This window comes from Leptospira limi, from assembly GCF_026151395.1.
GTDB lineage: Bacteria > Spirochaetota > Leptospiria > Leptospirales > Leptospiraceae > Leptospira_A > Leptospira_A limi.
This window is the reverse complement of the sequence record NZ_JAMQPV010000001.1, coordinates 2,501,393-2,526,326: the sequence shown is the minus strand read 5'-3', so window position 1 is coordinate 2,526,326 and position 24,934 is coordinate 2,501,393. Positions and strand designations below refer to the sequence as shown.

Below are 24,934 nucleotides of genomic sequence, written 5' to 3'. Positions count from 1 at the left end.
TTCGTGATTGAATCGGCTTACCATTTATTTACAAAATATGCTGATAAAGATTCTTTTTTTCCAAAAACAGTAGCTGAAAATAATGGTTTTTACCGCAGTTGGAAGCCTTATCTTTTTGCCGCTGGTTTTTATGATTTTATCTTAGGAAAAGAATCGTACTACGAATTCCAAAATAAAATTTCGACACTTGCAGAAGAACCCTATGGAGTTTCACTCGCTCTCTCATGTATGGTTGAGGTGAATGTGGCAGGGGGGATTCTCCTTCATACACAGTATGCAAATCCAGGTTCCCATTTCCTCTGGGATGCTTTTCTGGGGGTAACTCCTACACTCATTTTGTCTGTTGGAGTGAGTGAACCTGGGTTTGAAGGAAAGATAAAAAAATTACAATCGAAAGTTGTGTCAAATAGGCTAACAGGAATTAAGTCATTTGTGACAAATGGGGGCGAAGCTGATTTTGTATTTTGGGTTACAAAATCGGGAACTGTAAATCCTGTTTACTTTGTTCCCATTCCCAAAGAAACAAATCATGCCTGTGTGGTGACAAAGGAAAGTTTCCATACAGACTTTACCCCACTTGTCAGCCATTTGAAAATCCAAGTATCGGATTTACCTCTATTACCTGGAAGTTTACTGATCGAAGATTATGGTGAGTTGGGATTGGAATTAAGACTTAAGGAATTGTGTTCGCTTGTTTCCCTTCTCATTGGAAAAACAAAGGAATTGTCTGAAAAAGATTCCGATCTCAATTCGGAACGAAACAAACTCATCCAGTGGAGAGAATCCTTTCTCCTTGGTTTCCAAGGAAATCCCACAAAAGAGAAGTTACTGGAAGGATTTCCTTATCCAATCTCACCGCTTTTATTATCCATCACAAACTATTACCAACTAGAGAGGCCTGAAGACTTAAAAACAATAGATGCCGATTGGCAATTATTTGTCTGGGAAGATTCCTTAACCAAATACCTCACCCAATTGAAAAAACGAAACCAATCTTCCGAACTCTCATAAACAAATCAAAATTAGGTGGTTTAGTTTTAGGTATCTCAAGTATCAGTGTTTATGGGTGTGGCCTTTTCGTTTATTTTCTGTATGGTCATGGGAATGACCATGTTCATGCCCGTGATGGCCAAATTCTCTCTCTGATTCTCGGATCGATAGAGTTTCCAATTTGGAAAGGACACTAGCGGAAACAATTTCAACGGAAACAAAGGGAACTCCAAATTCTTCCTTTAATACTTTGTGAATTTCAAAAGTGATTTTATCCCGATTGGCATTGTCTTTTACAGCAACCTGGATTTCGACTGAAAACACACCAGAAGTGAGTTTTCGAATCGTAGTTTTAGGAACTGATTCAATTCCTTGCAAAACGTTGATATGTTCCAATAGATGATCTTTGTCAAAATCACTTGTGTCAGCTTCGATTAAAATTTGGATCGATTCTTTGACGATACCATACGATGTTTTTAAAATAAAAAGTCCAAGTAAAATGCTTAGAATGCTATCGATTTGTTTCACACCTGTAAAATGAATGAGGAGTGCACCAAAAATCACAGCCAACGTTCCTAGTAAATCACTTAACACATGTAAGTAAGCAGATTTTAAATTTAAACTAGTTTTACTCACTCCGACAAGTAAAGCAGCTGAAATCATATTAATTCCAAATCCGATGAGAGAATACATTAGCATTGTATCCGCCTCTACATCCGCATTCCCATAATACCGTAAGTAACTTTCATACAAGATGAATAGTGCAATCACGATAAGAAGTAGTCCGTTTAAAAAAGCAGCAATGACTTCAAATCGATGGAATCCAAAAGGATATTTTTTATTAGGTTTTTTCGCTGCAATGATAAGAGCAAAAAGGGAGATGATATGAGCGAATACATCTGTAAAAATATGACCTGCATCGGCAAATAGAGCTAAACTCCCACTTTCCTTAGAACCAACCCATTCAATAAAAAAAATCATCACCGACAAAATGCCGGATAGACTTAAAAAGAAAATGAGCTTACGCCTTCTGGGTCTTTGGTTAGTCATTGTTTCCACCCAAGGAACTGGTTGCTCTCGGAATCACAACAATATCTACCCGACGATTGAGTGCTTTGTTTTCTTTTGTGCTATTGGGAACAATGGGTTGGTGTTCTCCGTATCCGGCACTTGAAAAGTTTTTTGGATTAAGGTTTTTATTCTGTAAAATGAATTCTAAAACAGATAACGCCCGTTCGCTGGACAGATGCCAGTTATTTCTAAATTTTGTTTTGATGGGAACATTGTCAGTATGCCCTTCCACAACAATGTAGTTTTCTGGATAAGCAGCCAAAATCTCTCGTATTTTTTCAATGGCAGGGAGAATTGCGGGTTTTAATTCGGATGATCCACTATCAAAAGAGATTTTGTCATCGATGTTGATGATGAGTTTGTTATGAAATCGTTTGAGGCGAATTTGTCCTGATGTGATTTCTTTTGCGAGTTTTTCTTCAAATTCTTTGGTTTGTTCCGAAAGCCTTTCCAATTCGCGTTTTTGTTCTTTGGTAAGTTTCCGTAAATTGGCAAGTTCTTCTTCTAAATTGCGAATCCTTTCTTTCAGTTCATCCATTTTGGATTCGTAAGTTTCGCGGAGTTTTTGTTCCTTTTGAAGGCACTCTCTTTCTTTTTCTTCTAATTTACGTTTGAGTGCGTCTATTTCAGCTCTATCTTTTTCTTCTCGTTTTCTGTTTTCTTCTGCCAGTGTACGTTCTTTGTCGGTTCCTTTTTTCTCTAAACTACGAAGGCGCATATCGTAATCGCGGAGTTTATCAGAATATTCATCTTGTTCTTTGGCACGATTCCGTTTTTCCAATTCTAAATCTTCTGTGAGGTTTCGAATTTGGGATTGTAGGTCTTTTTTTTCTTCTTCTAATCGATTGAGTTCATTTTGATGTTGTTTGCGAATGTCCGCAAGTTCCAATTCTAAGGCATATTTTTCTTTGTAGATTTGGTTGTATTCATAGGGAAAGTAGACCCAATCCGCCTGAACTTTCCCTGGTGTAACGAAACAGAGGGTAAGAAGAATGACGTTGAAGATGGGGAAGAGGTGATGTTTATTTAGAATCATCGAAACTATCCTCTAAATTTACCTTCGGAAGGCTTGGTGCTTCTGTTTTGATTCGTTCCCAATCCGATAACCTTCGTCTCGCATCGGATTTTTTCTCAGCATACTGAGTTTCATAGATTTCTTTTTTTACATATTCAGGATCTGCAGGAGTTTTTCCTTGTGATTCTTGGAACTTAACAGCGATTTCTGATCGTACTAACTCGAGTTCTGCGATCATTTCACCGAGTGCTGCTTCTTTCATTTCCAAATATGCTTTATCTTCTTTTTCTTTTTGTACCCAAGTTTTGTATCTGGTTTCTTCTTTTGCCCTTTCTAATTCAAACATCTGGCTTTCTTCTAGGTAACGTTTGGAAGAGGCAGAGTCTTCTTTTAAAGTAAAGTAGGATTCCTTGGCACGTTTGAGATCTCTTTCCGCAGCATGTTTGTTTACCTTGGCTTGGGAAATTTTGATTGCCTGGGATGTCAGTGCATTTGCCTTTCTTTGGTTGGTGACTTCATTATTTAATTTGATGATTTTTTCAGTGAGGATCTTAGTAGCATTCTTTTGCTCTGCATTCATCACTTCTTCCCGTACATAAGCATCTGGGACTTTGTTTAGTTTTGGTTCAAATAAGACACATTGTGAAAAAACTAGGATGAAAAAAAGATTCGTTTTCAAAAAAGGAACTCGTGCCGACATAGGATATAGCCTATGCTTCACGTGACATAACCGTCAATTGGAAAATTCAGGAAATCCGCTGATTTATGGAAGAAGAAAGAAAGAAAGAGTCCGAATTCCGAATCAAAATCGACAGAGAAAGTGATTCCTATGAAGAGTTTGTCGAACAAATCAAATCTTCCATTGAAGCCAAGGACCAGACCCATCTTAAGTCGCTACTCGATGGGGCACACCCCGCAGACGTTGTTACCTTATTCAAAGATCTAGAACGAGAAGAAGAGTTATACCTCTTCCGATTATTGTCTGTTGAAGACCAAGCTTATTCCCTGATCAAAATGGAAGAGGAGACACTCGAGTCCTTTTTAGAAGAACTCTCAGTGGATGAAATCTCAAAAACACTAAGCCATATTGAAACCGATGAAACAACGTATTTATTATCCTACCTTCCCAGTGCCAAACGAGAACTTGTATTAGCCAATTTGAGTAAAACCGATAGTTTCGAAATCAGGTCCCAACTTGGGTTTCGGGAATACTCTGCCGGTCGTCTTATGTCAAAAGACTTTGCGACCGTAACCATTACGGACAATGTTCGAAAAGGGATCATCAATGTCCGAAAAAAGGCAAAGGAAATCGAAGACATCTACCAAATTTATGTTACCAATGAAGATGGAGTTTTGGAAGGTTTTATCCCTTTAAAGGATTTGTTTCTCACACCCATCAATACAAAAATTGCAAAAATCACTAACTTCTCCATCATCGCTTTCCATTATGATGTGGACCAAGAGGAAGTAGCCAATACATTCAAAAAATATGACTTAGTGAGTGCGGCAGTGACTGATGATTTAGGACGGATCATTGGTCGTATTACTGTAGACGATGTATTAGAAATTGTGGAGGAGGAAGCATCTGAAGATATCCTCCTCATGGCAGGGGTTTCGGAAGATGAAAGGTTGTCTACACCCATTTTACAATCGGTCAAACGTAGGATCATTTGGCTCAATGTAAATTTACTCACTGCTTTTGTGAGCTCGAGTGTGGTTGCTTTTTTTGAAGATACCATTTCAAAAATTGTAGTCCTTGCGACACTCATGCCAATTGTTGCAGGTCTTGGTGGAAATGCAGGAACACAATCTGTAACAGTTGTCATTCGCAATATTGCAACAGGTGATTTGTCGTTTTCCAATTGGTGGGATGCTGTTCGGAAAGAATTCACAATTGGTGTTCTGAATGGATTGGCGCTGGGTACTGTTACATTTAGTATGATTTACCTTGTCAAAGGCAACTTAACTTTGGGTCTTGTTGTTGGTACAGCGATGCTTGTGAATATGATGGTAGCTTCCCTTGTTGGTTCCCTCGTTCCCATTGTACTCAAAGGAATGAAAATTGACCCTGCCATAGCTTCTTCCATTTTTGTGACCGCAACAACGGATGTTTGTGGGTTTTTCTTTTTCTTGGGACTTGCCACGGTATTTGCAAAATATTTGGTTTAGGGATTCTCCTTTTTCCTTTAAATTTCTTGCCAGGGGAAGAAACCACCAAATACTGATGTGCAAATGAAATTTTCGTTTCACTCTGCACTCTTTTTCCTTCTTTTCACCCTAGTTTTTTGCCAATCCACGAAAGATTCCTCCCAGTCAAAACAGGAAGAACCAAAGACGGAAACAACGATCATAAAGGAAATCCTTCCACCACCAGGTGGCGAAGGAGAAGTGATCCTGAATGAAAGAGGAGAAGAGGTTCAAAACCATACAGGTGAAATTCCCTTTTTCCAGAAAAAAAGCGAACTACCTTTAGAAGTATTCCGTGTTTATATTGCTTCTGATACGTATATGGTGAGACAGATCCGTTTTACAGACAAAATCCGCAGAAAGGCTGATTTAGGTGGGGACGAACTCTCAAAAGAAGAAATGAAAAAATACGATCTCTTAAGTTTCGTTGATGATGGAATCATTTCCATTGGGCTCAATACCGTCACAGGCAAATTGGAATCCATTGCCTTTGATAGAAGGGTGCCTCGTATCAATGACATTGCTAAAATCATTCAAAATGATGCCTCTCGCTTTAATTATGAACATGCATCAAAAGATGGAACACCCATCATCACAAGATTTCTTGTTACCTACCAAATCCGTTTGCACCCTGGAAAAACCAGGGATGAAATCAAACAGATGTTACAGAAGAAAAAATAATTTTTTAAAGAATTTAAATTAAATTATAAAAAGGAAAGGTTTACCATTGGAACTTTCCTTTTTTCTCATACGAAAAGGGAATGTTTTCGCGAATGTTAGGTACAAGGAGTCCTGAGTCTCCTTTCAGTTGGTACAGAGCCTCTTTCGATTGAATGGTTTTGTATAAGGAAGAACCAATGGATGCAATTGGGAACTGATTCGAAACTTTTACAGTCGATTCTTTTCCTGAGTTGATGATTTCTTTTGGGGATCCGTTTAAGAAATTTTCGCCCGCCAACTGTAAATTGTATTTTAGATCAGTGAGATTCAGATTCGCTGCTGCTTGGTTTGAAAAAACAAAATCAAATTCCGTTTTTAAATTTAAAGTAAGACCAGCTAATCCTGCTTTGGCGGCAGATGTGGCAGGCGTTTTTGATCCACCGAGTAATCCTTTTAAAAAATTTGTTGTGGTTCCCACCATAGATTCCGTATTCGATGCACTCAAAATTTCTGATTCTGTTGGCATTAAAATTTTGAAATTTCGAATTTCCACATCAGGTAAAACTGCAGGGATTTCTTTTTTTTGGACAAATGGAAAACTTAGCGAATCCTTTCCTAAAAGTTGCCACTGTTTGGGAATGGCAACTTTCATATTTCCTTCCGCACTGACTTCTAACATTGGTTTTGTGGGAAATTTTTTATATAATTGGACTAAGTCAGTATATTTTAATTTTACTTCTAAAGGCAGGGCTTTTGTTTTTTTTGCTTCAATGACTCCCAAATCTGTTTTGACTTGAGACAATTTCATTCCTTCAATTTTGATATCCATATCCAAAAAGGAACTAGGAAGGGAAACTGGGTATGGATTGGTTACCGATGTTTCCACCCCAAGGGTGATGTCTGTAAACGTAATTTGTTTGATATGCAGGGATTCAAAAGAAAATTCAGGTGTTGGGATTTTGTCTTGGAGGACACCGAGTAAAGAACATTGAAAGTGTAAAAAAAGGAGAATGAGGAAAAGGATACGTTTCATGAGAGAAGAATTGATCCGAAAAAAAACATTCTGTCAAGAGAATTGGACCTCGAGTACCACAGGGGCATGGTCTGACATCACTGGTTCTTTTGCAATTTTAGAGGTTAATAATTGAACAGACTTTGATTTTGTGACAAAAAAATAATCAATCCTCCAACCCTTATTGTTTTTCCTAGCTTGGAACCTGTAGGTCCACCAAGAGTATTCATCCTTAGTGTCCGGGTGGAGTGTACGAAAACAGTCAAAAAAACCTAAGTTTAGAAAATCGGTCATCCATTTCCGCTCTTCAGGTAAAAAACCCGAATTTTTTTCATTCCCTTTTGGGTTGTGGATGTCCATTGCCGTATGGGCAATATTGACATCACCACAAACAAAGAGTGGTTTTTTCTTTTTTAAAAATGGCTTTGCGAGATCCATAAACGCATCTAAAAATTGGTATTTGATCTTTTGGCGTTCTTCTCCACTCGTTCCGGAAGGAAAATACAAATTCCAAAGGTAAAACTCATCAAATTCCAGAAAAACAGAACGACCTTCTGTGCGAAAAATCCCATCTCCATACCCAATGGACACTGATTTTGGTTTTCGTTTGGTCAAAACTGCACATCCACTGTATCCAGGTTTTTCTGCGAGACAGAAATAAATTTCATAACCCAGTTCTCGAAACTCATCCCTAACAATTTCTTTTTCGGGAGCCTTCGTTTCTTGGAAACAAATCATGTCAGGATTTTCGTGACGTATAAATTCGAGTAAACCTTTGCTGAGACTGGAACGAATTCCGTTGCAATTTAACGTGATGATTTTCATCTAGAAATGAGATCGATTGAAAGCCTATTTAAGTCGATACTAAAAACAGTATGTTAGAAATTTCTGCCGAAATTCCGTTCCTTAGAACGTCCAAACTCACATTTCTTGTCTGGGATGAGACTCCTGGAAGTTTAGAATCATGGAATGGGGACGACGGGATTACTATATTCTTCCAAACACGAAGGACAAGGGAATTGGAGTTCCGTTTTGGGCCACCTCCATGGGGGATTCAATTTCCTAACAATCGATTTGAATACCCTTATGTTTCCATTCATCAAATTTCATCTAATAAGTATTTGGCGAAAGCTCTATCAAACGCAAGTGAAGGAAAAAACCTTTTTGTCATTTATCCTAAGTCTTCGGAAACGGAAGTAAGGTCTGTATTTGCAAGACTTGAGTATTTATATGATGATCGAATTTCACCTGATCGAATTTCTCATAAATTTGGACTGACAGGAAAAACTAGTTCCTTACCTGAAATTGGCAGTGGTAAAACCAAGGAAATTGAAACCAAGGTTTTATCCTTCCCACCATTGGAACTTGTTGGCAGTTCAGGGAAATCAAAAATTCGTCAATTGGAATTAACTAGTGTTAGTGTGGGTGAAAATGGTACTTCCAATGGCCACCATCCTACGGAATCTCTTTTACCAAGTTCAGAAACTGGATTAGAAAAAGAATCGGTAGTAACGGAAGTGGAAACCGATCCGAATCACCCTTATGATTTGATTGAATCCTCATTTGCCTCTGATGGAGAGGAATTCCCATCAAATACATTGCATCCAAAAGATGGCGAGCATTTATTAGGTGAAGTGCCATTGGAAGGAATCAAACCAAATCCAGAATCGAAAGACAATAAATCAGATGAAATCGAATCTAATCTGCCAATTGATTCGACTGTAAATACGAAGTTTTCTCTACAATTAAAGATGATGGGAGTGATTAGCCTACTATTTGTTTTATCAGTAGCTAGTATCATTATTTTTGCTTCTTTTTATTTTAAACGTTCCATTGAACTCCAGTTACGTGACAATAATATTCGAATTGCAGAAATTATTGGATCCAAAGTAAAATCAGATATTTTAGGAGTTGTGGAAAAAGGCCGCCAAATTGCCATCACTCTCACCACACAAGGACTGCCTGAAGAAGATCGTAAATTACTCCTCAAAACCTTTTTCCAAAATGATAAGGAATTTATCTATTTAGGAATTTTTGAAAAGAGGGACAACATCCTCGTCATGAAACGAGAGGTGTTTAATGAAGAAGAACTCAAAAAAAGTGCCGTCACGGAAGATGACTTTCATGCAGTTGTCAACAGAAACCGTGATGCCTTAGCGGAAGCCTTTAATGGCCAAGCCGTTCTCCTCAATTCAAGTCCCGGGTTTGTGGAACCATCCTTTGCCATTGCCATTCCCACAGCAGAAAATGGTGAATTAGACAATGCTCTTGTCATCATTGTCAAGTTAGACAAAATCATTGGTGCATTTTCTAAAAAGGGAATTGAAACAACATTTTTAGTGAACGGTTCTGGAACGGTCCTTGCTCATCCAAAAGAAGACTTAGTGCTTGCTGCAACCGATTTAACATCAATGCCCATCGTCAAAACGATGCTCACGAGTGCACCAAGCACAGGACAGATGAGTTATCAGGATGAGGAGTTAGGTGGTTCCTATCTAGGTTCCTTCCAAAAAATTGGATTTGCTGATGCAGGTGTAATCACGATTGTATCAGAAGAAAAGGCATTTGCAGATGTTTACAAAAGCCAAAAAACAAACCTTTACATAGCAGGCATTGGGTTATGTTCTGCTCTTATTTTTGTGTTTTTCTTCTCAAAAACGATTACAAAACCCGTATTGCAATTGTTAACTGCTACTCTAGAGATTGCAAAAGGTAATTTTAAAATTGGAATCAAACCTACAACCCAAGATGAAGTTGGTTTATTAACAAAATACTTTATCGATATGGGCCAAGGTTTAGAAGAAAGGGAAAAGGTTAAGAACATCTTAGGTAGTATGATTGATCCAGTTGTGGTCCAAGAAGCCATGGTTGATCTTGCTGCTTTAAAACGCGGATCAGAAACTCTTATCACTGCTTTTTTCTCAGACGTTGCTAGTTTTTCTACAATTTCCGAACAGTTAAAAAGTGCTGACCTCGCTGCACTTCTGAATGAATACCTGTCAGCAATGACTCTAATTTTGAAAAAACACGAGGGTGTTTTGGACAAATACATTGGAGATGCGATTGTTGGGATCTTTAACGCACCAGTACCTGTTGCAGACCATGAACTGAAAGCGGCAAGAGCTAGTGTGGATATGGTTTTGAAATTACAAGAGTTAAGGGAATACTGGACCACAAATAATCTTTACTCCAAAGAAGCTCAAATGATGGATGCAAGGATTGGTCTTAATTCTGGCCCAGCAAAGGTTGGTTTTATGGGAACCGATGCCCTTGCGTCTTACACGATGATGGGTGATACCGTCAATTTAGCGGCACGACTCGAAGCTGCTGGTAAGGATTATGGTGTGAATATCCTCATCACAGATCCGATTCGTGAAAAAATCCAAGAAGAGATGATCACTAGGTATGTGGACTTGGTTCGTGTGAAAGGTAAAAACGAACCAGTTCGTATCCATGAATTAGTAGGGTATAAATCCCTTGTAACTCCCAATGTAGTGGAAGCGGTCGAATTGTATGAAGTCGGGTTTAAAGAATACCTAAATCAAAATTGGGCAAAAGCAATCCAGTTGTTTCATGATTCCGAAAGAAGTAAAGGCACAAAAGATAAATCGTGTCATATGTTAATTGAACGATGTGAAGAGTACAGTTTCAGTTCCCCTGGAAAAGATTGGGACGGGGTGTTCACTAGGACACATAAATAATACCATGCGTTTGTTAAATGATACAAGATTTGTAGTAACCGCATTATTAATACTAATTTTGCTGTTTTCTGTTTTACTGTATCGTAATTTAAATTTTAGAGCCAATGATTCCAGTGAACCAACAATAGGTGTCATTACGTTTAAGAATAAGACGGTTTTACGCAAGTACAATGATGCTGTTGTATGGGATTTAATTGAATCCAAAACAGAAGTGAAAAATAGAGATACGATCCGAACAGAAGGGTTGTCCGATGCCGTTTTAACTTTAAATGACGGGACAAAGATCAACATTTCAGAAAATTCCATGATCTTACTCGATCTATCCGACAAAAACATCAATATTAATTTTGCCTACGGTTCCTTTGAGGCAGCAAGGGTGTCTGGGTCTTCTGGTGATGTCAAAATGAATATCACTGCGGGTGACAAAACTGTTGAAGTCACCAATGGTGATGTAAAACTCGATAAAACAAAATCAGAATTAAATATCAAAGTTGACCAAGGGGAAGCGAAAGTGACCTCCAATGGAAAAGAAGAAACAATTGCCAAAGACCAAGTTGCCAATGTTTCCGAATCTGGTGTTAAAGTTGCCAAACAATTGTTTCGTCTTGTCAGTCCAGAAGATAGAAAGAATATTCTTTCTGAAGCTGGAGTGGAACGGATTTACTTTTCAATTTCAGGATGGAATTCGGATTCAGTAAAACGTGCTTCTCCTATGATCGAAGTTTCTCTTTTCCCTGATTTTTCCAAATCAATTATCGGAGAAAAGTTAACATCCGCTAATCTTGCAAAAAAAATGGAGCCAGGTTCTTATTACTGGAGAGTTTCTTACAATGATCCAATTACACAATCTAGATCCGTGACAGAAGTATTCCAATTTAGAATTTTAAATGATCCGTCATTGAAATTATTATCACCTAAAAATGAAGAAGTGATAACCTACTCAAATGAAACTCCTGTTGTAAGATTTGTTTGGAATGTTTTGGATTTATATTCTTCCTATTCCGTTCAAATTGCTCGTGATAAGGCTTTTACAGATATTGTCACCTTAAAACAAACACAAAACCAATCTTTGGCGTTTGATAATTTAAAAGAAGGGACTTATTATGCGAAAATAAAAGCGAAGTCGAGTTTACCTGGAATCGAGGATAAAACGTCAGCAGTAATTTCCTTTCAAATTCAGAAAAAAACAAATAGCTCACCACCTGAATTATTAGAACCGAGTAAGGGTAAGGTGATTGCAGAAGAACAAACCAAATCACAATTATTTTTTTCATGGAAAGATGATAAGGATTTCGATTCTTACCAATGGGAGTTGAGTAGTGATGTTAATTTTTCTTCCATTCTCCAAACAGAAAAAATTAAGAATAATTTTTTTAAATCCACAACAGGTTTAAAACTTGGTAACTATTTTTGGAGAGTCAAAGGGATCACTAACGAAGGCACTCGGATTGATTCCAAATCTTCTTCTTTTACTGTCATTGCAAAAGAGGAATTAGAATTAATCTCACCAACCCAATCTGCAGAAGTTGAAGTTGATGACCGAAATCTTGTGGTTCTCAAATGGAAAAAACTGACTGGAAAATCGAACTATGAGATTCAAGTTTCCAAACAAGCCGACTTTCAAAGTTTATTAGTGAAAGAATCTGTGGTTGGGAATTATTATGAATTTAAATCAAAGGATTTTGGAAAATTCTATTGGCGAGTGAAACTTGCAGAAGATGAATCCACAGTCAGTCCCATAAGAAATTTCCAAATGGTATCTAATATTGAACCTCCTAATTTATTGTCACCAGGGAGAAATGAAACAATTGATCTTTTCACAAAAAATTACATCAGTTTCTCTTGGAAACCAGTGGAAAAAGCTTCAGCATATCGATTGAAACTCATCGATGTTTCAGGCATTCGAGAAAAAATAATTCTGAATGAACGAATTACATCGAATCGATTTCAAATGAATGAAATCCAAAAATTAAATGTAGGTCGATTTCGATGGGAAGTTTCCTCCTTTTATAAGGCGAATGATGGTTCAGAAAGAGAATCCGTTTCTAACAAACAGGATTTTTTCATCTCTGTTCCCGAACTTAAAATTCCGAAAATCCTTACACCAGGTACCATCTATGTGGAATAAAAAAGGGATTATACTTTTCATTTTCATATTGATTGGTTTTCCTATTTGGGGAGAACCAGACGGAGAAGAGGACACACAACACCAGTTACGTTGGATGGAAGTGGAAGGTGCTACTGGTTATGTGTTAGAAATTAAAAATTCCAGCGGTTATTTGGTTCTATCTGAAAAAGTAAAAGGAACAAGTTATGATTTGGTCAATTATACTTCTGGTGTTTATGAACACCGAGTGGCGGTGATCAACAAACTAGGAAAAGTTGGCAGTTATTCTGATTGGGTGAAATTTGAAGTAGTTGTTTCTCGAGTTCCCACTCTTTCCAAGGACTCAGTGTATTCCGTATCTAAGGAAGAAAAAGAAAAAGTTTTTTTACTCGAAGGAAAAGATTTTATCCATCCCATGAAAGTGTACATGGTTACTGGAGGGAAACGAATCCCAGCTAAAAAAGTAGTGATTGAATCTGATTCGATTGCAAAGGCAACATTTGCAGTTGATCCTGATACAGACACAGGGGTTTATGATTTGGTCTTAGAAAATCCTCGGAATAAAACCCTGACTGTGAAACAACGTGTTGTTTTGTCTGATTCAAAGGAAAGAGCAAGTAGTTTTGCAAAACGGCAAGAGAAAATCATACGGAAAGAAATACCTGAGGATTATTATGAAACTCCATATTGGTCTACTTTGTGGCGATCTTCTGTTTTACCTGGTTGGGGGCAAAAATACATTGATGGTAAGGATTGGAAATTGTATGTGTATCCAGCCATTGCTGTTTCGGCAGTTGCGGTGTATGCAAATTCGTACAATCGTTTTTTAGCGGCGAGGTCCGATTACCAATCCGCCGTCCTCCTTGGAGCCGTACTCGCTGACCGAGCTGACACACAAGTTTTATGGTTACTCAATCGAACGAATGCAGAGTCAAGTTTTAATCGCGCAAAATCAGAGTTAGGTGTGATCCAAGCAGGAGCGGGGATCCTTGGTGCGTTTTTAATTTATAATTTGGTAGATTCGTATTTTTCTGCCAAAAGGAATGTGGCGACGTATGAACCAGGATTTCCTCTTGGAAGTGAAAACCAAAGAGTGTATGCGTCGATGGTCCCTGAGTCTGGTTTTTCCCAAACCAAATTGGTTAGGGATGTAGGTTCCCGTTACCAAATCGAAATCTCCTCTCGTTTTTGACAAAAAGCTTGTTTAGGAAGGCACTTCCTTCCAAGCTGAAATTATGCCGATTCCTATTCTTTCCTGTGATCGAAATTCTAAAGAGGTATACTCACGTTTTCTCTCGGGTGCAAGGGAAGACTTAAGTTCCGCAACGAGTCGGATTTTACCCATTCTAGAAGATGTGCGAACCAAAGGGGATTCTGCTCTTTTTTCTTATACAGAAAAGTTTGATGGCATCAAACTTTCGAAACTTACAATCAACCCAAAAGAAATCCAAACGAATGTTGATTCTAAAACCAAGGAAGCTTTTTTAAGAGCAAAAACCAATATTGAAACCTTCCACATGGCCCAAAAACGAGAGGCTTGGTCCAAGGTGATCGATGGAAATCGTTTGGGTGTCAAATACACTGCCATTCCTTCTCTTGCTGTTTATGCTCCCGGCGGGAAGGCTTTGTATCCTTCTAGTGTGCTTATGGGAATCATCCCAGCAAAAATTGCAGGTGTTAAATCGATCCAACTCATCACACCACCACAAAAAGAAGGAATCCCAGAGATTTTAGTTTGGCTTGCCCAGATTTTGGAGATTGACCGGATTGTGACTGTTGGTGGTGCTCAAGGCATAGCAGCAGCTGCATATGGAACCGAGTCAGTTCCCAAATCAGAGTTCATCGTGGGACCCGGGAATTCCTATGTTGCCGCCGCCAAATCCTACTTAAGTGGCCAAGGACTGATTGGAATTGATAGCCCTGCAGGTCCAAGTGAAGTTTGTATCATTGCCGATGGAACATCAAATCCAAAATGGATCGCCTGTGATATGTTATCCCAAGCAGAACATGGTGAAGATAGTTCTGCGATTTTACTCACCACAGAGGTTTCCCTTGCAGAAAAAGTAAGAGACGAATTGGAAATCGCATTTCGTGAACGTCCCAAACGATTGGAAATGAAACAAAAGGCAATTTATGAAAATTCCAGCATTCTTGTATTCCCTACAATGGAGGATTGTATCTGGTTTTCGAATGAATTGGCACCAGAACATTTAGAAATCCAAACAAGGGATAATGATTCTGTATTTGCCAAAATTGAACATGCAGGGAGTGTCTTTTTAGGACCTTATTCTCCAGTAGCGATGGGAGATTATATTTCTGGGACCAATCATATTTTACCAACAGCTAGAGGCAGTCGGATTTACTCTTCTCTGGGTGTGGATACGTTTTTAAAACGAGTCACCTTCCAAGAAGTCACAAAGGAATCACTCGAAACTTTATACCCTTTTGTGAAACTGATGTCGGAATTGGAAGGTTTGGATGAAGAACATGGGACCAGTGTCAAAGTGAGAACCAAAGGCCAAACATGAAAGTTGTCTCCGAAATTTCAGAATTAAAAAAAATCATTCAAGAATGGAAACAACAAAAGGAAACCCTTGGATTTTGCCCTACAATGGGAACCCTTCATGCGGGCCATATGGATTTGGTAAACCATTCAAAACAACAATGTACAAAAACCATTGTCTCCATTTTCATCAATCCAACCCAATTCAATGATCCAAAGGATTTTGAAGCCTATCCCATCAACACAGAAGCTGATTTAAAGTTATGTGAAGAAAATGGGGTTGATTTAGTATTTTTGCCTAGTGTTGGTGTCATGTACCCAAAAACGGAGACACCCATCCAAATGAGCATTCCGTCGCTACAAACAACACTTTGCGGAAGGACAAGGCCCGGGCATTTTGAAGGTGTACTTCAGATTGTTTCAAAGCTCTTTCATCTAACAGAGCCAGACTATGGTTTTTTTGGTTTAAAAGATTACCAACAGTTCAGAGTGATTTCCTCTCTTGTTGAGGAACTCAATTTTCCCATGAAAATTGTAGGCGTCCCTACGAAAAGAGAAGTTGATGGACTGGCCATGAGTTCTAGGAACCTTCGTTTATCAAAAAAAGATAGAGAAACGGCAACCCTAGTTCCAAGGATGTTCCAACTTGCCAAAAAGACACTGTTAGGTGGTGAAAAAAACATAACGGTATGGAAGGAAATCCTTTCTGATTTTCTGTTAACAGGACAGAAAGTTAAAATTGATTATTTAGAAGTTGTGGATCCCATTACACTACAACCTATCACCGAACTCAAAGGGAATGTATTACTGGCAACTGCTGTTTTTGTAGGTGATGTACGTTTGATCGACAACGAAGTAATCGTTTGTCCCGAATGATCCAAAATGACAAAAGAAATTCAAATTAGACCCTACGTACCAAAAGAAGTTTTTGCAGAAGCAAAAAACACTCTTGTAAGTCTCAGTGGTATCCCTGAGTCTGCTCATTCCTTTGTCACGAGTGAACTCTTCCAAAATAAATACGCAAAAAATACTTTTGTCGTCATCCTACCAACAAACCAAGATGCAGAAAGTTTTTCACGAGAACTTTTAAGTTTTGTTCCAAAAGATATTATTTATTTTTTTCCAGGCCCTGAGAATATTCCCTACGAATATACCAAATGGCAAGCCGAGTGGAAACGAGATCGTATACTAACAATTAATCGAATTTTAACAGGTGATCGTTGTTTGGTGGTAACTTCGGTATCTTCTTTTCTTCGTAAACTTCCAAACAAAGAAAGCTTAAAAGGAAAATCGATTACCTTAAAACTTGGGGTTGATTTTCCATTGGAATCTTTATTGTTTGAACTTGTACAACTTGGATACCATCGGGAAGAAGTTTGTGAACAATTTGGTCATTTTAGTTTAAAAGGTGGAATTCTTGATATTTACACACCGTATTTGCCAAATCCAGTAAGGATTGATTTTTTTGGTGATACTGTAGATGAAATCAGAACATTTGATCCAAACACTCAAAAATCAATTTCCAAAATTACTGAAATCGTAATTACTGCTGCTAACGAAACGATTGTTACAAAAAGTGAATTAGAAAAATACCATACTCTATTAAAAGAATATACTGATAAACGACTTCCTGTAGATTCCGAAATTGAAATCATCGAGGAACATTTGCCACTCGTGAGAAAACAAGAAGGTTTTTTAGAATTTTTTAAAGAATCACCCATTCTTATTTTCCCTAAGCTTCAGGAAACAAAAGAAAGATCGTATGGAATGGAGAGGGAATACAATACCTTATTTGAGAAAAAAAAAGAAGAATCCGTTTGTTTACCTCCGGAAGAATTATTATCGTTTGGTACCGAATGGGACGCCTTAACTTCTGAAGAAACGAAAGGAATCCAATTCACACTTCTTCCAAATCTAACACATAATTTTGGTTATGCACCCATCACAGAGGTAAAAGGTTTCCGAGGTAAAATCAGAGAAGCTAAGGAACATTTTTTAGAATTACTTTCTGAAAATCCAAATCATAGTATTTATATCACGTCTTCATTTCTCGCACAAATGTTGCGATTGAAGGGTTTATTTTCTGAAACAGAAGTAAATACCATTGGAGAAAATTCGGAAGAACCAACCCCATTTCCCTTTGGTAATACGAAACCGGGGATCCATTTGATTTTATCTGACTTAAAACGTGGGTTTCATTTGGTGGAAAATGGTATCCACGTTTTTACAGATAATGATTTGTTTGGACGTCAATACAAACGTAAAACTCGTTATAAAAAACAATCCTCTCAAATGATCGAATCCTTCATTGATTTAAAAGAAGGGGATTACATCGTTCATGTGAATCATGGAGTGGGCCGTTTCATTAAAATGGAACGAACAAAAGCCGATGGAAAGGAAAGAGATTTTCTTAAGTTGGAATATGCTGGTGGTGATAGTTTATTTGTTCCATTGGATCAAATTTCCCTTGTACAAAAATACATTGGAGGGACAGATTCTCCTAAACTCGATACGTTAGGTAAAAATTCTTGGAAAAAAGCTAAGGAACGGGTTCAAGAGTCCGTAGATAAACTTGCCGAAGAACTCGTGTTACTTTATTCGAATCGAATGAAGTTAAATGGTTTTGCATTTCCTCCTGATACAATTTGGCAGGAAGAGTTTGAGGCTGCATTTGAATTTGAAGAGACACCAGATCAAATTTCAGCAATTGAAGCCGTTAAACAAGACTTAGAGTCATCGCGACCAATGGATCGTTTGGTATGTGGTGATGTTGGGTATGGGAAGACAGAAGTTGCAATTCGCGCTGCATTTAAAGTAATCATGGCTGGTAAACAAGTGATGTTACTCACGCCAACAACCATTCTTTCACTCCAACATTTTAATACATTCAAACAGAGGTATGAAAACTATCCGATTAAAATCGCTTTTGTTTCTAGATTTAGATCTCCTGCAGAGATACGTGAAGATTTAAAAAATTTTACGGAAGGTAAAATTGATATGTTAATTGGAACACATGCAATTTTGTCTTCTAAGGTGAAACCAAAAAATTTGGGACTACTCATCATTGATGAAGAGCAAAAATTTGGTGTCACTCATAAGGAATCGATTAAAAAATTCAAAAACCTTGTTGATGTTTTAACATTAACGGCAACACCAATTCCAAGAACCTTACATATGGCACTCACGGGAATTCGAGAACTTTCAATCATTTCTACTGCGCCTAAAAATAGACAAAGTGTCGAAACATATGTTTTAGAAGAAGATGATACCCTAATCCAAGAGGCGATTCGGAAGGAAATTGAGAGGGGTGGACAAGTTTTTTATTTATACAACCGAGTGGAGTCAATTGAAGAGGAAGCATCTTATGTAAGGTCTTTAGTCCCTGAAGTTTCAGTTGGTATTTTGCATGGACAATTGACTGAAGATGAAATCGAAGAAACTCTAGTCGATTTTTATGAACGAAAGTATGATATTTTAGTAACGACCACGATCATTGAATCGGGTATAGACATGCCAAATGTCAATACCTTAATTGTGAAACGAGCTGATATGTTTGGTTTGTCCCAATTGTACCAAATCCGAGGTCGAGTGGGAAGGTCAGATCGAAAAGCATATGCATATATGTTTTATCCTTCCAAGAAACTGATGACGGAACTTGCCGAAAAAAGACTGAATACAATCTTCGAATACCAAGAGTTAGGTTCTGGATTTAAGGTAGCGATGCGAGATTTGGAAATCCGCGGAGCAGGGAATTTACTGGGAAAAGAGCAGTCTGGCGATATCATGGAAGTTGGATTTGATCTTTATGTAAAAATGTTAGAAGAGTCCATCTCTAGAATCAAAGGGGAAGAGGTTCGAGTCGAAGTCCGAACTGCTGTGAATTTAAAAACCAATTTTTATCTTCCTGATGAATACATCCCTGACACAAAACAGAAAATCGAATTTTATAAACGATTTGAAGGGTCTGCAAATTTAGATGAAATCGAAGAATTGGCTCTTGAGATGGAAGATCGATTTGGCGAACTCCCTCAGATTGCAAAAACCTTTGTCGAATTGGAAAAAATCAGAACATTATCTTCCAATTTAGGTTTCGAATTTGTGACAGAAAAACCAGAAGAGGTTTTGTTCAAATGTGGAACTTACTTCAGGGGGAATCCGGACAGAGTGATCCAGGCTATGGGCCAATTTAAGGGGCTGACCATTGCTCCATCTGAACCATCTGTTCTTCGTTATACGAATATCGAAAAAGATGATTTGAAAAAAATCAAAAAACTTTTGGGCATTTTGGAATTTTTAGCCGCTTAATTTTTAAGCATAGGAATCAAGTTTTGGTTGGCAAAAAAAGATAGACATTGAGGGAATTGGAGAAACCATCATCTCAAATCTATTTTGGCAATAAAATAATATGAAAAAAATCCTTCCTTTGTTTGTGTTTTTGGCATCTTTCGCCCTAGTACAGTGTTCTGACTCTTCACCAGTCATTGAAACCTTAGACAACCACAAGATTACAGTAAAAGACTTCGAAGCAGCATACGATACTGCCCTAGATTCAATTAGCCGTTTACAGAATATCGAAAAGAAAACTCTTTTAGAATTCATTGAAAAAGACATTAGCGAAGTCCCACCAAATTTCCAAGACCTCAATTACCAACTCCAGAAGAAAAATTTCTACCAAACATACAGACAGATGATTATGACTCGTTTGGTTGCAGAAAAGAATGGTTTTATTTCACGGCCTGATGTTGCAGAAGTAATCAAACAAGTTGAGATGCAAACAATTGCGCAAATGTATGTTTCTGAACAAGTTGAGAAAAAAATTCAAATCACAGAAGAACAAGCATTAGCGGAATGTGAAAGAATGAGAAAGTTGGATCGTAATTTTAATTTAACGATCGACAAATGCAAAACATTCGCAAAAGCACAGTTAAAACAAATGCAAACGAGAGAATACCTTCCTTTAGTAGTAGAAAGAATTAAAGAGGAAGTTAGCATCAAACGAAATGAGAAGTTTGATTTGGATGCATATCTTGCTCCAAAGAAAAAAGTAGAAGAACAACCAGCTCCAACACAAACTCCAAATAACTAAGTTTAAATGGATAATACTATAAATGCGTTTTTACGTGGCATCATAGAAGCTGCCACGGAATTTTTGCCAGTGTCTTCCACTGGCCATTTGTTTTTATTTAGTTATTTTTTCCCTTTCCAGAACCTTTCTGTTCCTCACGAAGCGTTTGAGGATTTGTATGATATATTCATACAAACTGGTGCCATTTTATCCGTTGTTGTTTTGTATTATAAAACACTTTGGAGCCACTTGAAAATGGCGGTTCAGTATGGATTCAAACAAACCAATGACAGAACTGGTTACCAATTTTATTTAAATTTAATGATCGGTATTTTACCAATACTCGTATTAGGATTTGTTTTTAAATCCCAACTCGATCAAATTAAAATGAGACCTGATTTACTCTTAATTCTCGGCGTATCATGGTTCGTCGGTGGAATACTCATGGTCATTGTTGAAAAGAGACATTTAGACGAAAGCCATGGTAAGGTAATTGGACTCAAAGAATCAATCATTGTTGGTTTTTTACAATGTTTTGCATTGATTCCAGGTGTATCTAGGTCTGCAGCGACTATCATATCAGCAAGAACGTTGGGTGTATCAAAGAAAGATAGCGCCGAGTTTTCCTTTTTTCTTGCCATTCCAGTTTTAAGTTTGGCAGGTTTGTATAAATTATACAAACACCGTCATATTTTAAATTCAGAAACCATTGGTCTTTTACTATTTGGAAGTATTATCTCCTTTGTTATTTGTTACTTTATCATCCGCCTTTTTATGGCCTTTATACGCAGAAGGAGTTTTATTTCTTTTGGAGTGTATAGGATTATACTTGGAACATTGGTTATACAATATTTCCTTCGTGGCTAAGAAATTCTAAATAAAAACTTTTTTTATCAAAGTTTTCTGTGTGGTCTAATAATCGAAAAAATAATTTTGTATTTTGTTTGTGAGTTTTATTCCTTAAAAATAATCGTTCACACCAGATGATTGCATCATCGATCTTACCCATTTGGAATTCAGATTTAGCGATCATATACAATAGATTTTCTTTCGACTGGTTTTCATGGAATGCAAGTTTGAGATGGTTTAATGCTTCTATCCACTTCTTCTCGTGAAAATAGATTTTCCCAGCCAATGAATGAAAGTTCGGATGGGAAAATTGAGTGAGAAGGGGAATCAATTCCGAGAGTGCTTTTTCATGATTTCCTTTTTTGGCATCAGATTGAATTGTTAGGAATTTTGTACGAATTTCTTCGGATATCGAAAGTTTTGGCATTTCTGATTGGTAACATATCCTTAAAAAAGATACATCATCCGTAATTTCTCCGTTATTTTCAATTTCTTTCACAAGTGGTAGGAGTTTTCCTTCCGTTCTTTCTACAAATCGTAGTATCAATGTTTCATCTTCATTGATATAGCGGTTCTCTGAACCATTCATTAATCCGATATCATCTCTTCCATCGGAACCAACGAGTAGAACATCACCATCTAATAGTGAGAATGTTTTGATCTGGAAATGTGAATTGTTTCTTGGGAATCCAAGTTTACGCATAGAAAGTTCTGTTTCGATAAAGGAAGCTACACCGTCTCTGTATAAAATACTCCAAGGGTGCTCAGCATTGATATAGTAAATATATCCATTTTTACCAACCATACCAAGTACCACACTCGATAACATGGAACCATCAAAACTTGCGAATACAGATTGTAATTCTACATAAAGATCCTTTAACCAAAGTTCAGGTGGTCTTTTTTTGGTGTAACTGGATTTTGCTCTAGATAAGACAGCTTGGAATACAACACCTAACACAAGGGCTCCTCCAGCACCTTGTATTGATTTTCCCATTGCATCGGCATTGGCAAAAACAGTATACTCACCCGATTCTAAATGAATCGAACCAACAATACAAATATCTCCACCAATTTCGCCATTTTTCCCTCGAAATTGAAATTTTTTCTTTTGGTTGGTATAAGATTCTATTTTGATTTCAGGGATTTTATTTTCAATTCGTGCTAATGGTTGGATGAGAAGTGAAGTTAAAAAATAATCTCCATCTTGTTTTTCTTTTAAGATTTGTAATTGGTTGAGTGATTCATTTAGTGCATCCGTTCGATCCTCAACTTTTTTCTCTAAGTTTTTATTAAGGTCTTCAAATTCTTCATTCAATTTGACAAAAGAATTAGCAAGGATCATAGCAAGTGAGATGTTAAAGAACAAAAATGCATATCCCATAATACGAGGGAATACCCAATAATTACGATTTGTTGCTGTATCAATGATGGCTGCAATTAAGACGATGGTGAGTCCTATCGTAATGTAGATTGCTCGTTTTTCTTTTTTTCTCAAATTGCGAATCAAAATTGAAAATATGAGTATTATATAAAGGATCCATGTCGGTTGCACTAAATTGGAGAGAACAAAATTAAATTGTTCTATATTATTCGAAATTAAGAAAAAGGAAAAGATCACCAATTGAAATCCATCTAAAATTTTCGCAAAAAGTACGTATCTATCTTCAAATAAAGTACGCAAAAAATGGTACATGAATGGAATGAGTAACAAAATTGTTAAATATTCCAATTTTTTCATATCTAAGAATGAAAATCCTAGTTCATATTTTAATTGGTTTCTTAAAAAATTATAAAGTACGAATGAGAAGGAAAAGAGTGAAAAGAATAAATTTTCCCTGTCCTTTCTCCTTCTGATAAACAAAAATAAAAAGTAACTTCCAACAGTAATATATACTGTGAGGAAAATTAATTTTATGAATTCATCTTTATAAAATCGATTTTGGATGTCGGTACTCGGACCTAATAATGTTTCGTCTTGTTCAATCCCACCTGAATTTTGGAAATACAGTTGGATTTTGATTAATAAAAGATTCTTTTTTTGGGGTAGAATCAGAAGGGATGGAATTGGATAAATTCTCAATTTATCATAATTTTGTGGAAACGGAGAATCCCATTTTCCAGTTTTCCCAATCAGTTTTCCATTTAAATAAGTTCTGTCACGGTCATTGATGATCCCAAGGCGAAAGCTATATTGAGTGTTTGGATCTACATTCATTTCGATCCATTTCGCTAAAATCACGGTCCTTTTCTGTTTTTCATTTCCTTTGGAAGGGAATAAGTTTCCTGGAATTTTGATCCGTTTCCAATTGTAATTGGAAAAATTTTCTTCCGTTAGACTTTGAATTTCATTTTCTGTTAGTCCAGTTTCCGTAACATACCACTGGGAACTTGTATCATTTTGGTTTGAATCTAAACTTGTGATCGAATGGGGATGATTCTGGACGGTAAAATCTAAAAGTGGGCTCGATTCCAATTGGGAAAAAGAAAAGACAAGAACAATCAGTAACTTTTTTATCATATTTATAAGGGGGTAATTACTCCCGAAACATTTCGTATAAACAATTGGATGAAGAATGGTCATTCGCTTAAAGAAGAATAAAGAAAAAGCTATATTAAATTTTCATCCTTGGGTATTTTCAGGTGCCATTGATTTTGTAGAGAAACATTGTAACGCTGGTGATATCGTTGAAGTGCAATCTTCGAATGGATCTTTTTTAGGGTGGGGTTTTTATGATCCAAGTAGCCAAATCCGGATTCGGCTGTTCTCTTTTGATAAGGAAAAAGATGAAAAGTTGGATACATATTGGTTTTCCAAATGGAATCAAATCTTAAATCTGAAACGTTCCTTATTACCTAAAGATACGAATGGATTTCGTTTGTTTCATTCTGAGGGTGACGGTGTTCCTGGGATGATCGTGGATATTTATAATGATACTGCCGTTCTCCAATTAAAAATCCCAGGTGTCATCCGATTAAAGCCACTCTTAGTACAATTCTTAGAATCAGTTGGTTATCAAACGATCATTGAAAAACATGAGAAACAAGATTCGAAAAAAGGGGAAGAAGTTACCGTCGAAAAAGGTGTACTATCCGAATGTATATTTTTAGAAAATGGATATCGTTTTATTTCGGATATTGAAAAAGGTCAAAAAACTGGATTTTTTTTAGACCAAAGGGAAAATCGGGCACTCTTAGGAACATATGCAAAAAATCGAACTATACTCAATACCTTTGCTTATTCAGGTGCTTTTTCCGTATATGCATTGTTAAATGGAGCAAAGTCCGTTCATAGTCTTGATATATCAAAACAAGCGTTAGAAATTTGTGAAAAAAATTTGAAATTGAATGGAATCGGTTCTGCCATTGAAAATGGTCAACATAAGAGTATTGAACATGATTGTTTTGATTATCTAAAACAGATGGATCCTGGGTTTTATGATTGTATCATCATTGATCCACCTGCATTCACGAAAAACATTTCTACAGTGATGCAAGCAAGTAGAGGATACAAAGACATAAATATGAGGGCAATGTCCAAAATCCAAGATGGTGGGCTTATTTTTACCTTTTCTTGTTCTCAACACATTTCCTTTGACCTATTCAAAAAAATTGTTTTTGGAGCAGCCAAGGATGCAAAAAAGAGAGTTAGAATTTTACACCATTTAACCCAAAGCCCTGACCATGGGTATTCTGTGTTCCACCCAGAAGGAGAATACCTAAAAGGACTTGTGATTCAGGTTGATGGAGAAATATAAATGAAAATATTGGTGA

At 37.1% G+C, this 24,934-nt stretch carries 18 protein-coding genes; 12 read left to right on the top strand and 6 right to left on the bottom strand.

Annotated elements, in window-relative coordinates; all coding sequences use genetic code 11:
- The first annotated feature begins 3 nt into the window (after positions 1-3).
- On the top strand, positions 4-1,011 hold the full coding sequence (locus ND812_RS11660) for an acyl-CoA dehydrogenase (RefSeq protein WP_265375594.1): 1,008 nt from the start codon (positions 4-6) through the stop codon (positions 1,009-1,011).
- 42 nt (positions 1,012-1,053) lie between these two features.
- On the opposite strand, the gene ND812_RS11655 is transcribed toward ND812_RS11660, so the two are convergent.
- The 3 genes from ND812_RS11655 to ND812_RS11645 are packed head-to-tail and all read right to left on the bottom strand — an operon-like array spanning position 1,054 to position 3,755.
- Positions 1,054-2,040, bottom strand: a complete 987-nt coding sequence (locus tag ND812_RS11655; RefSeq protein ID WP_265375593.1) for a cation diffusion facilitator family transporter — start codon at positions 2,038-2,040, stop codon at positions 1,054-1,056.
- Positions 2,033-3,097 carry an OmpA family protein gene (locus ND812_RS11650; RefSeq protein ID WP_265375592.1) on the bottom strand — a complete coding sequence of 355 codons (1,065 nt, stop codon included), beginning with the start codon at positions 3,095-3,097 and terminating at the stop codon, positions 2,033-2,035. Before ND812_RS11650 ends, ND812_RS11655 begins: the two co-directional genes overlap by 8 nt.
- Complete coding sequence (locus ND812_RS11645) at positions 3,084-3,755, bottom strand: hypothetical protein (protein ID WP_265356082.1); 672 nt, start codon at positions 3,753-3,755, stop codon at positions 3,084-3,086. Before ND812_RS11645 ends, ND812_RS11650 begins: the two co-directional genes overlap by 14 nt.
- A gap of 86 nt (positions 3,756-3,841) precedes the next feature.
- Here ND812_RS11645 and mgtE point away from each other — a divergent pair, with 86 nt between their 5' ends.
- Together mgtE and ND812_RS11635 are read left to right on the top strand one after the other, a co-directional pair.
- Positions 3,842-5,245: a magnesium transporter gene (gene mgtE / locus ND812_RS11640; RefSeq protein WP_265375591.1), complete on the top strand. Its 1,404-nt coding sequence runs from the start codon at positions 3,842-3,844 to the stop codon at positions 5,243-5,245.
- A 63-nt stretch (positions 5,246-5,308) separates the two neighbouring features.
- A complete protein-coding gene (locus ND812_RS11635) occupies positions 5,309-5,944 on the top strand; it encodes a hypothetical protein (RefSeq protein WP_265375590.1) in 636 nt (211 codons plus the stop codon).
- A gap of 40 nt (positions 5,945-5,984) precedes the next feature.
- Here the strand turns inward: ND812_RS11635 and ND812_RS11630 are convergent, their stop codons facing one another.
- Together ND812_RS11630 and ND812_RS11625 are read right to left on the bottom strand one after the other, a co-directional pair.
- Positions 5,985-6,956 (bottom strand): LEA/WHy family protein, encoded by a 972-nt coding sequence (locus ND812_RS11630; protein WP_265375589.1) that lies wholly within the window; start codon positions 6,954-6,956, stop codon positions 5,985-5,987.
- 33 nt (positions 6,957-6,989) lie between these two features.
- Positions 6,990-7,760, bottom strand: a complete 771-nt coding sequence (locus ND812_RS11625) for an exodeoxyribonuclease III (protein ID WP_265375588.1) — start codon at positions 7,758-7,760, stop codon at positions 6,990-6,992.
- 50 nt (positions 7,761-7,810) lie between these two features.
- Between ND812_RS11625 and ND812_RS11620 the strand changes: the two genes are divergently transcribed.
- From ND812_RS11620 to ND812_RS11585, 8 genes are all read left to right on the top strand, one after another.
- The gene (locus ND812_RS11620) at positions 7,811-10,636 is read left to right on the top strand and encodes an adenylate/guanylate cyclase domain-containing protein (protein WP_265375587.1); all 2,826 of its coding nucleotides are present in this window, start codon (positions 7,811-7,813) and stop codon (positions 10,634-10,636) included.
- 4 nt (positions 10,637-10,640) lie between these two features.
- Positions 10,641-12,764, top strand: a complete 2,124-nt coding sequence (locus ND812_RS11615) for a FecR domain-containing protein (RefSeq protein WP_265375586.1) — start codon at positions 10,641-10,643, stop codon at positions 12,762-12,764.
- Positions 12,754-13,935, top strand: a complete 1,182-nt coding sequence (locus ND812_RS11610) for an LIC11435 family protein (protein WP_265375585.1) — start codon at positions 12,754-12,756, stop codon at positions 13,933-13,935. Before ND812_RS11615 ends, ND812_RS11610 begins: the two co-directional genes overlap by 11 nt.
- Positions 13,936-13,978: 43 nt before the next feature.
- Complete coding sequence (gene hisD / locus ND812_RS11605; protein ID WP_265375584.1) at positions 13,979-15,271, top strand: histidinol dehydrogenase; 1,293 nt, start codon at positions 13,979-13,981, stop codon at positions 15,269-15,271.
- Entirely contained in the window at positions 15,268-16,122 is an 855-nt protein-coding gene (panC, locus tag ND812_RS11600) for a pantoate--beta-alanine ligase (RefSeq protein ID WP_265375583.1), read from the top strand. Before hisD ends, panC begins: the two co-directional genes overlap by 4 nt.
- 6 nt (positions 16,123-16,128) lie before the next feature.
- A complete protein-coding gene (mfd, locus tag ND812_RS11595) occupies positions 16,129-19,551 on the top strand; it encodes a transcription-repair coupling factor (protein WP_265375582.1) in 3,423 nt (1,140 codons plus the stop codon).
- A gap of 100 nt (positions 19,552-19,651) precedes the next feature.
- Entirely contained in the window at positions 19,652-20,332 is a 681-nt protein-coding gene (locus ND812_RS11590; protein ID WP_265375581.1) for a lipoprotein LipL31, read from the top strand.
- Between the two features lie 6 nt (positions 20,333-20,338).
- Positions 20,339-21,178: an undecaprenyl-diphosphate phosphatase gene (locus ND812_RS11585; protein WP_265375580.1), complete on the top strand. Its 840-nt coding sequence runs from the start codon at positions 20,339-20,341 to the stop codon at positions 21,176-21,178.
- Here ND812_RS11585 and ND812_RS11580 read toward each other — a convergent pair.
- The gene (locus ND812_RS11580) at positions 21,153-23,681 is read right to left on the bottom strand and encodes a 7TM diverse intracellular signaling domain-containing protein (RefSeq protein WP_265375579.1); all 2,529 of its coding nucleotides are present in this window, start codon (positions 23,679-23,681) and stop codon (positions 21,153-21,155) included. The genes ND812_RS11585 and ND812_RS11580 overlap by 26 nt on opposite strands.
- A 55-nt stretch (positions 23,682-23,736) precedes the next feature.
- On the opposite strand from ND812_RS11580, the gene ND812_RS11575 reads away from it, so the two are divergent.
- Positions 23,737-24,918 (top strand): class I SAM-dependent rRNA methyltransferase, encoded by a 1,182-nt coding sequence (locus ND812_RS11575; RefSeq protein ID WP_265375578.1) that lies wholly within the window; start codon positions 23,737-23,739, stop codon positions 24,916-24,918.
- Positions 24,919-24,934 lie beyond the last annotated feature (16 nt).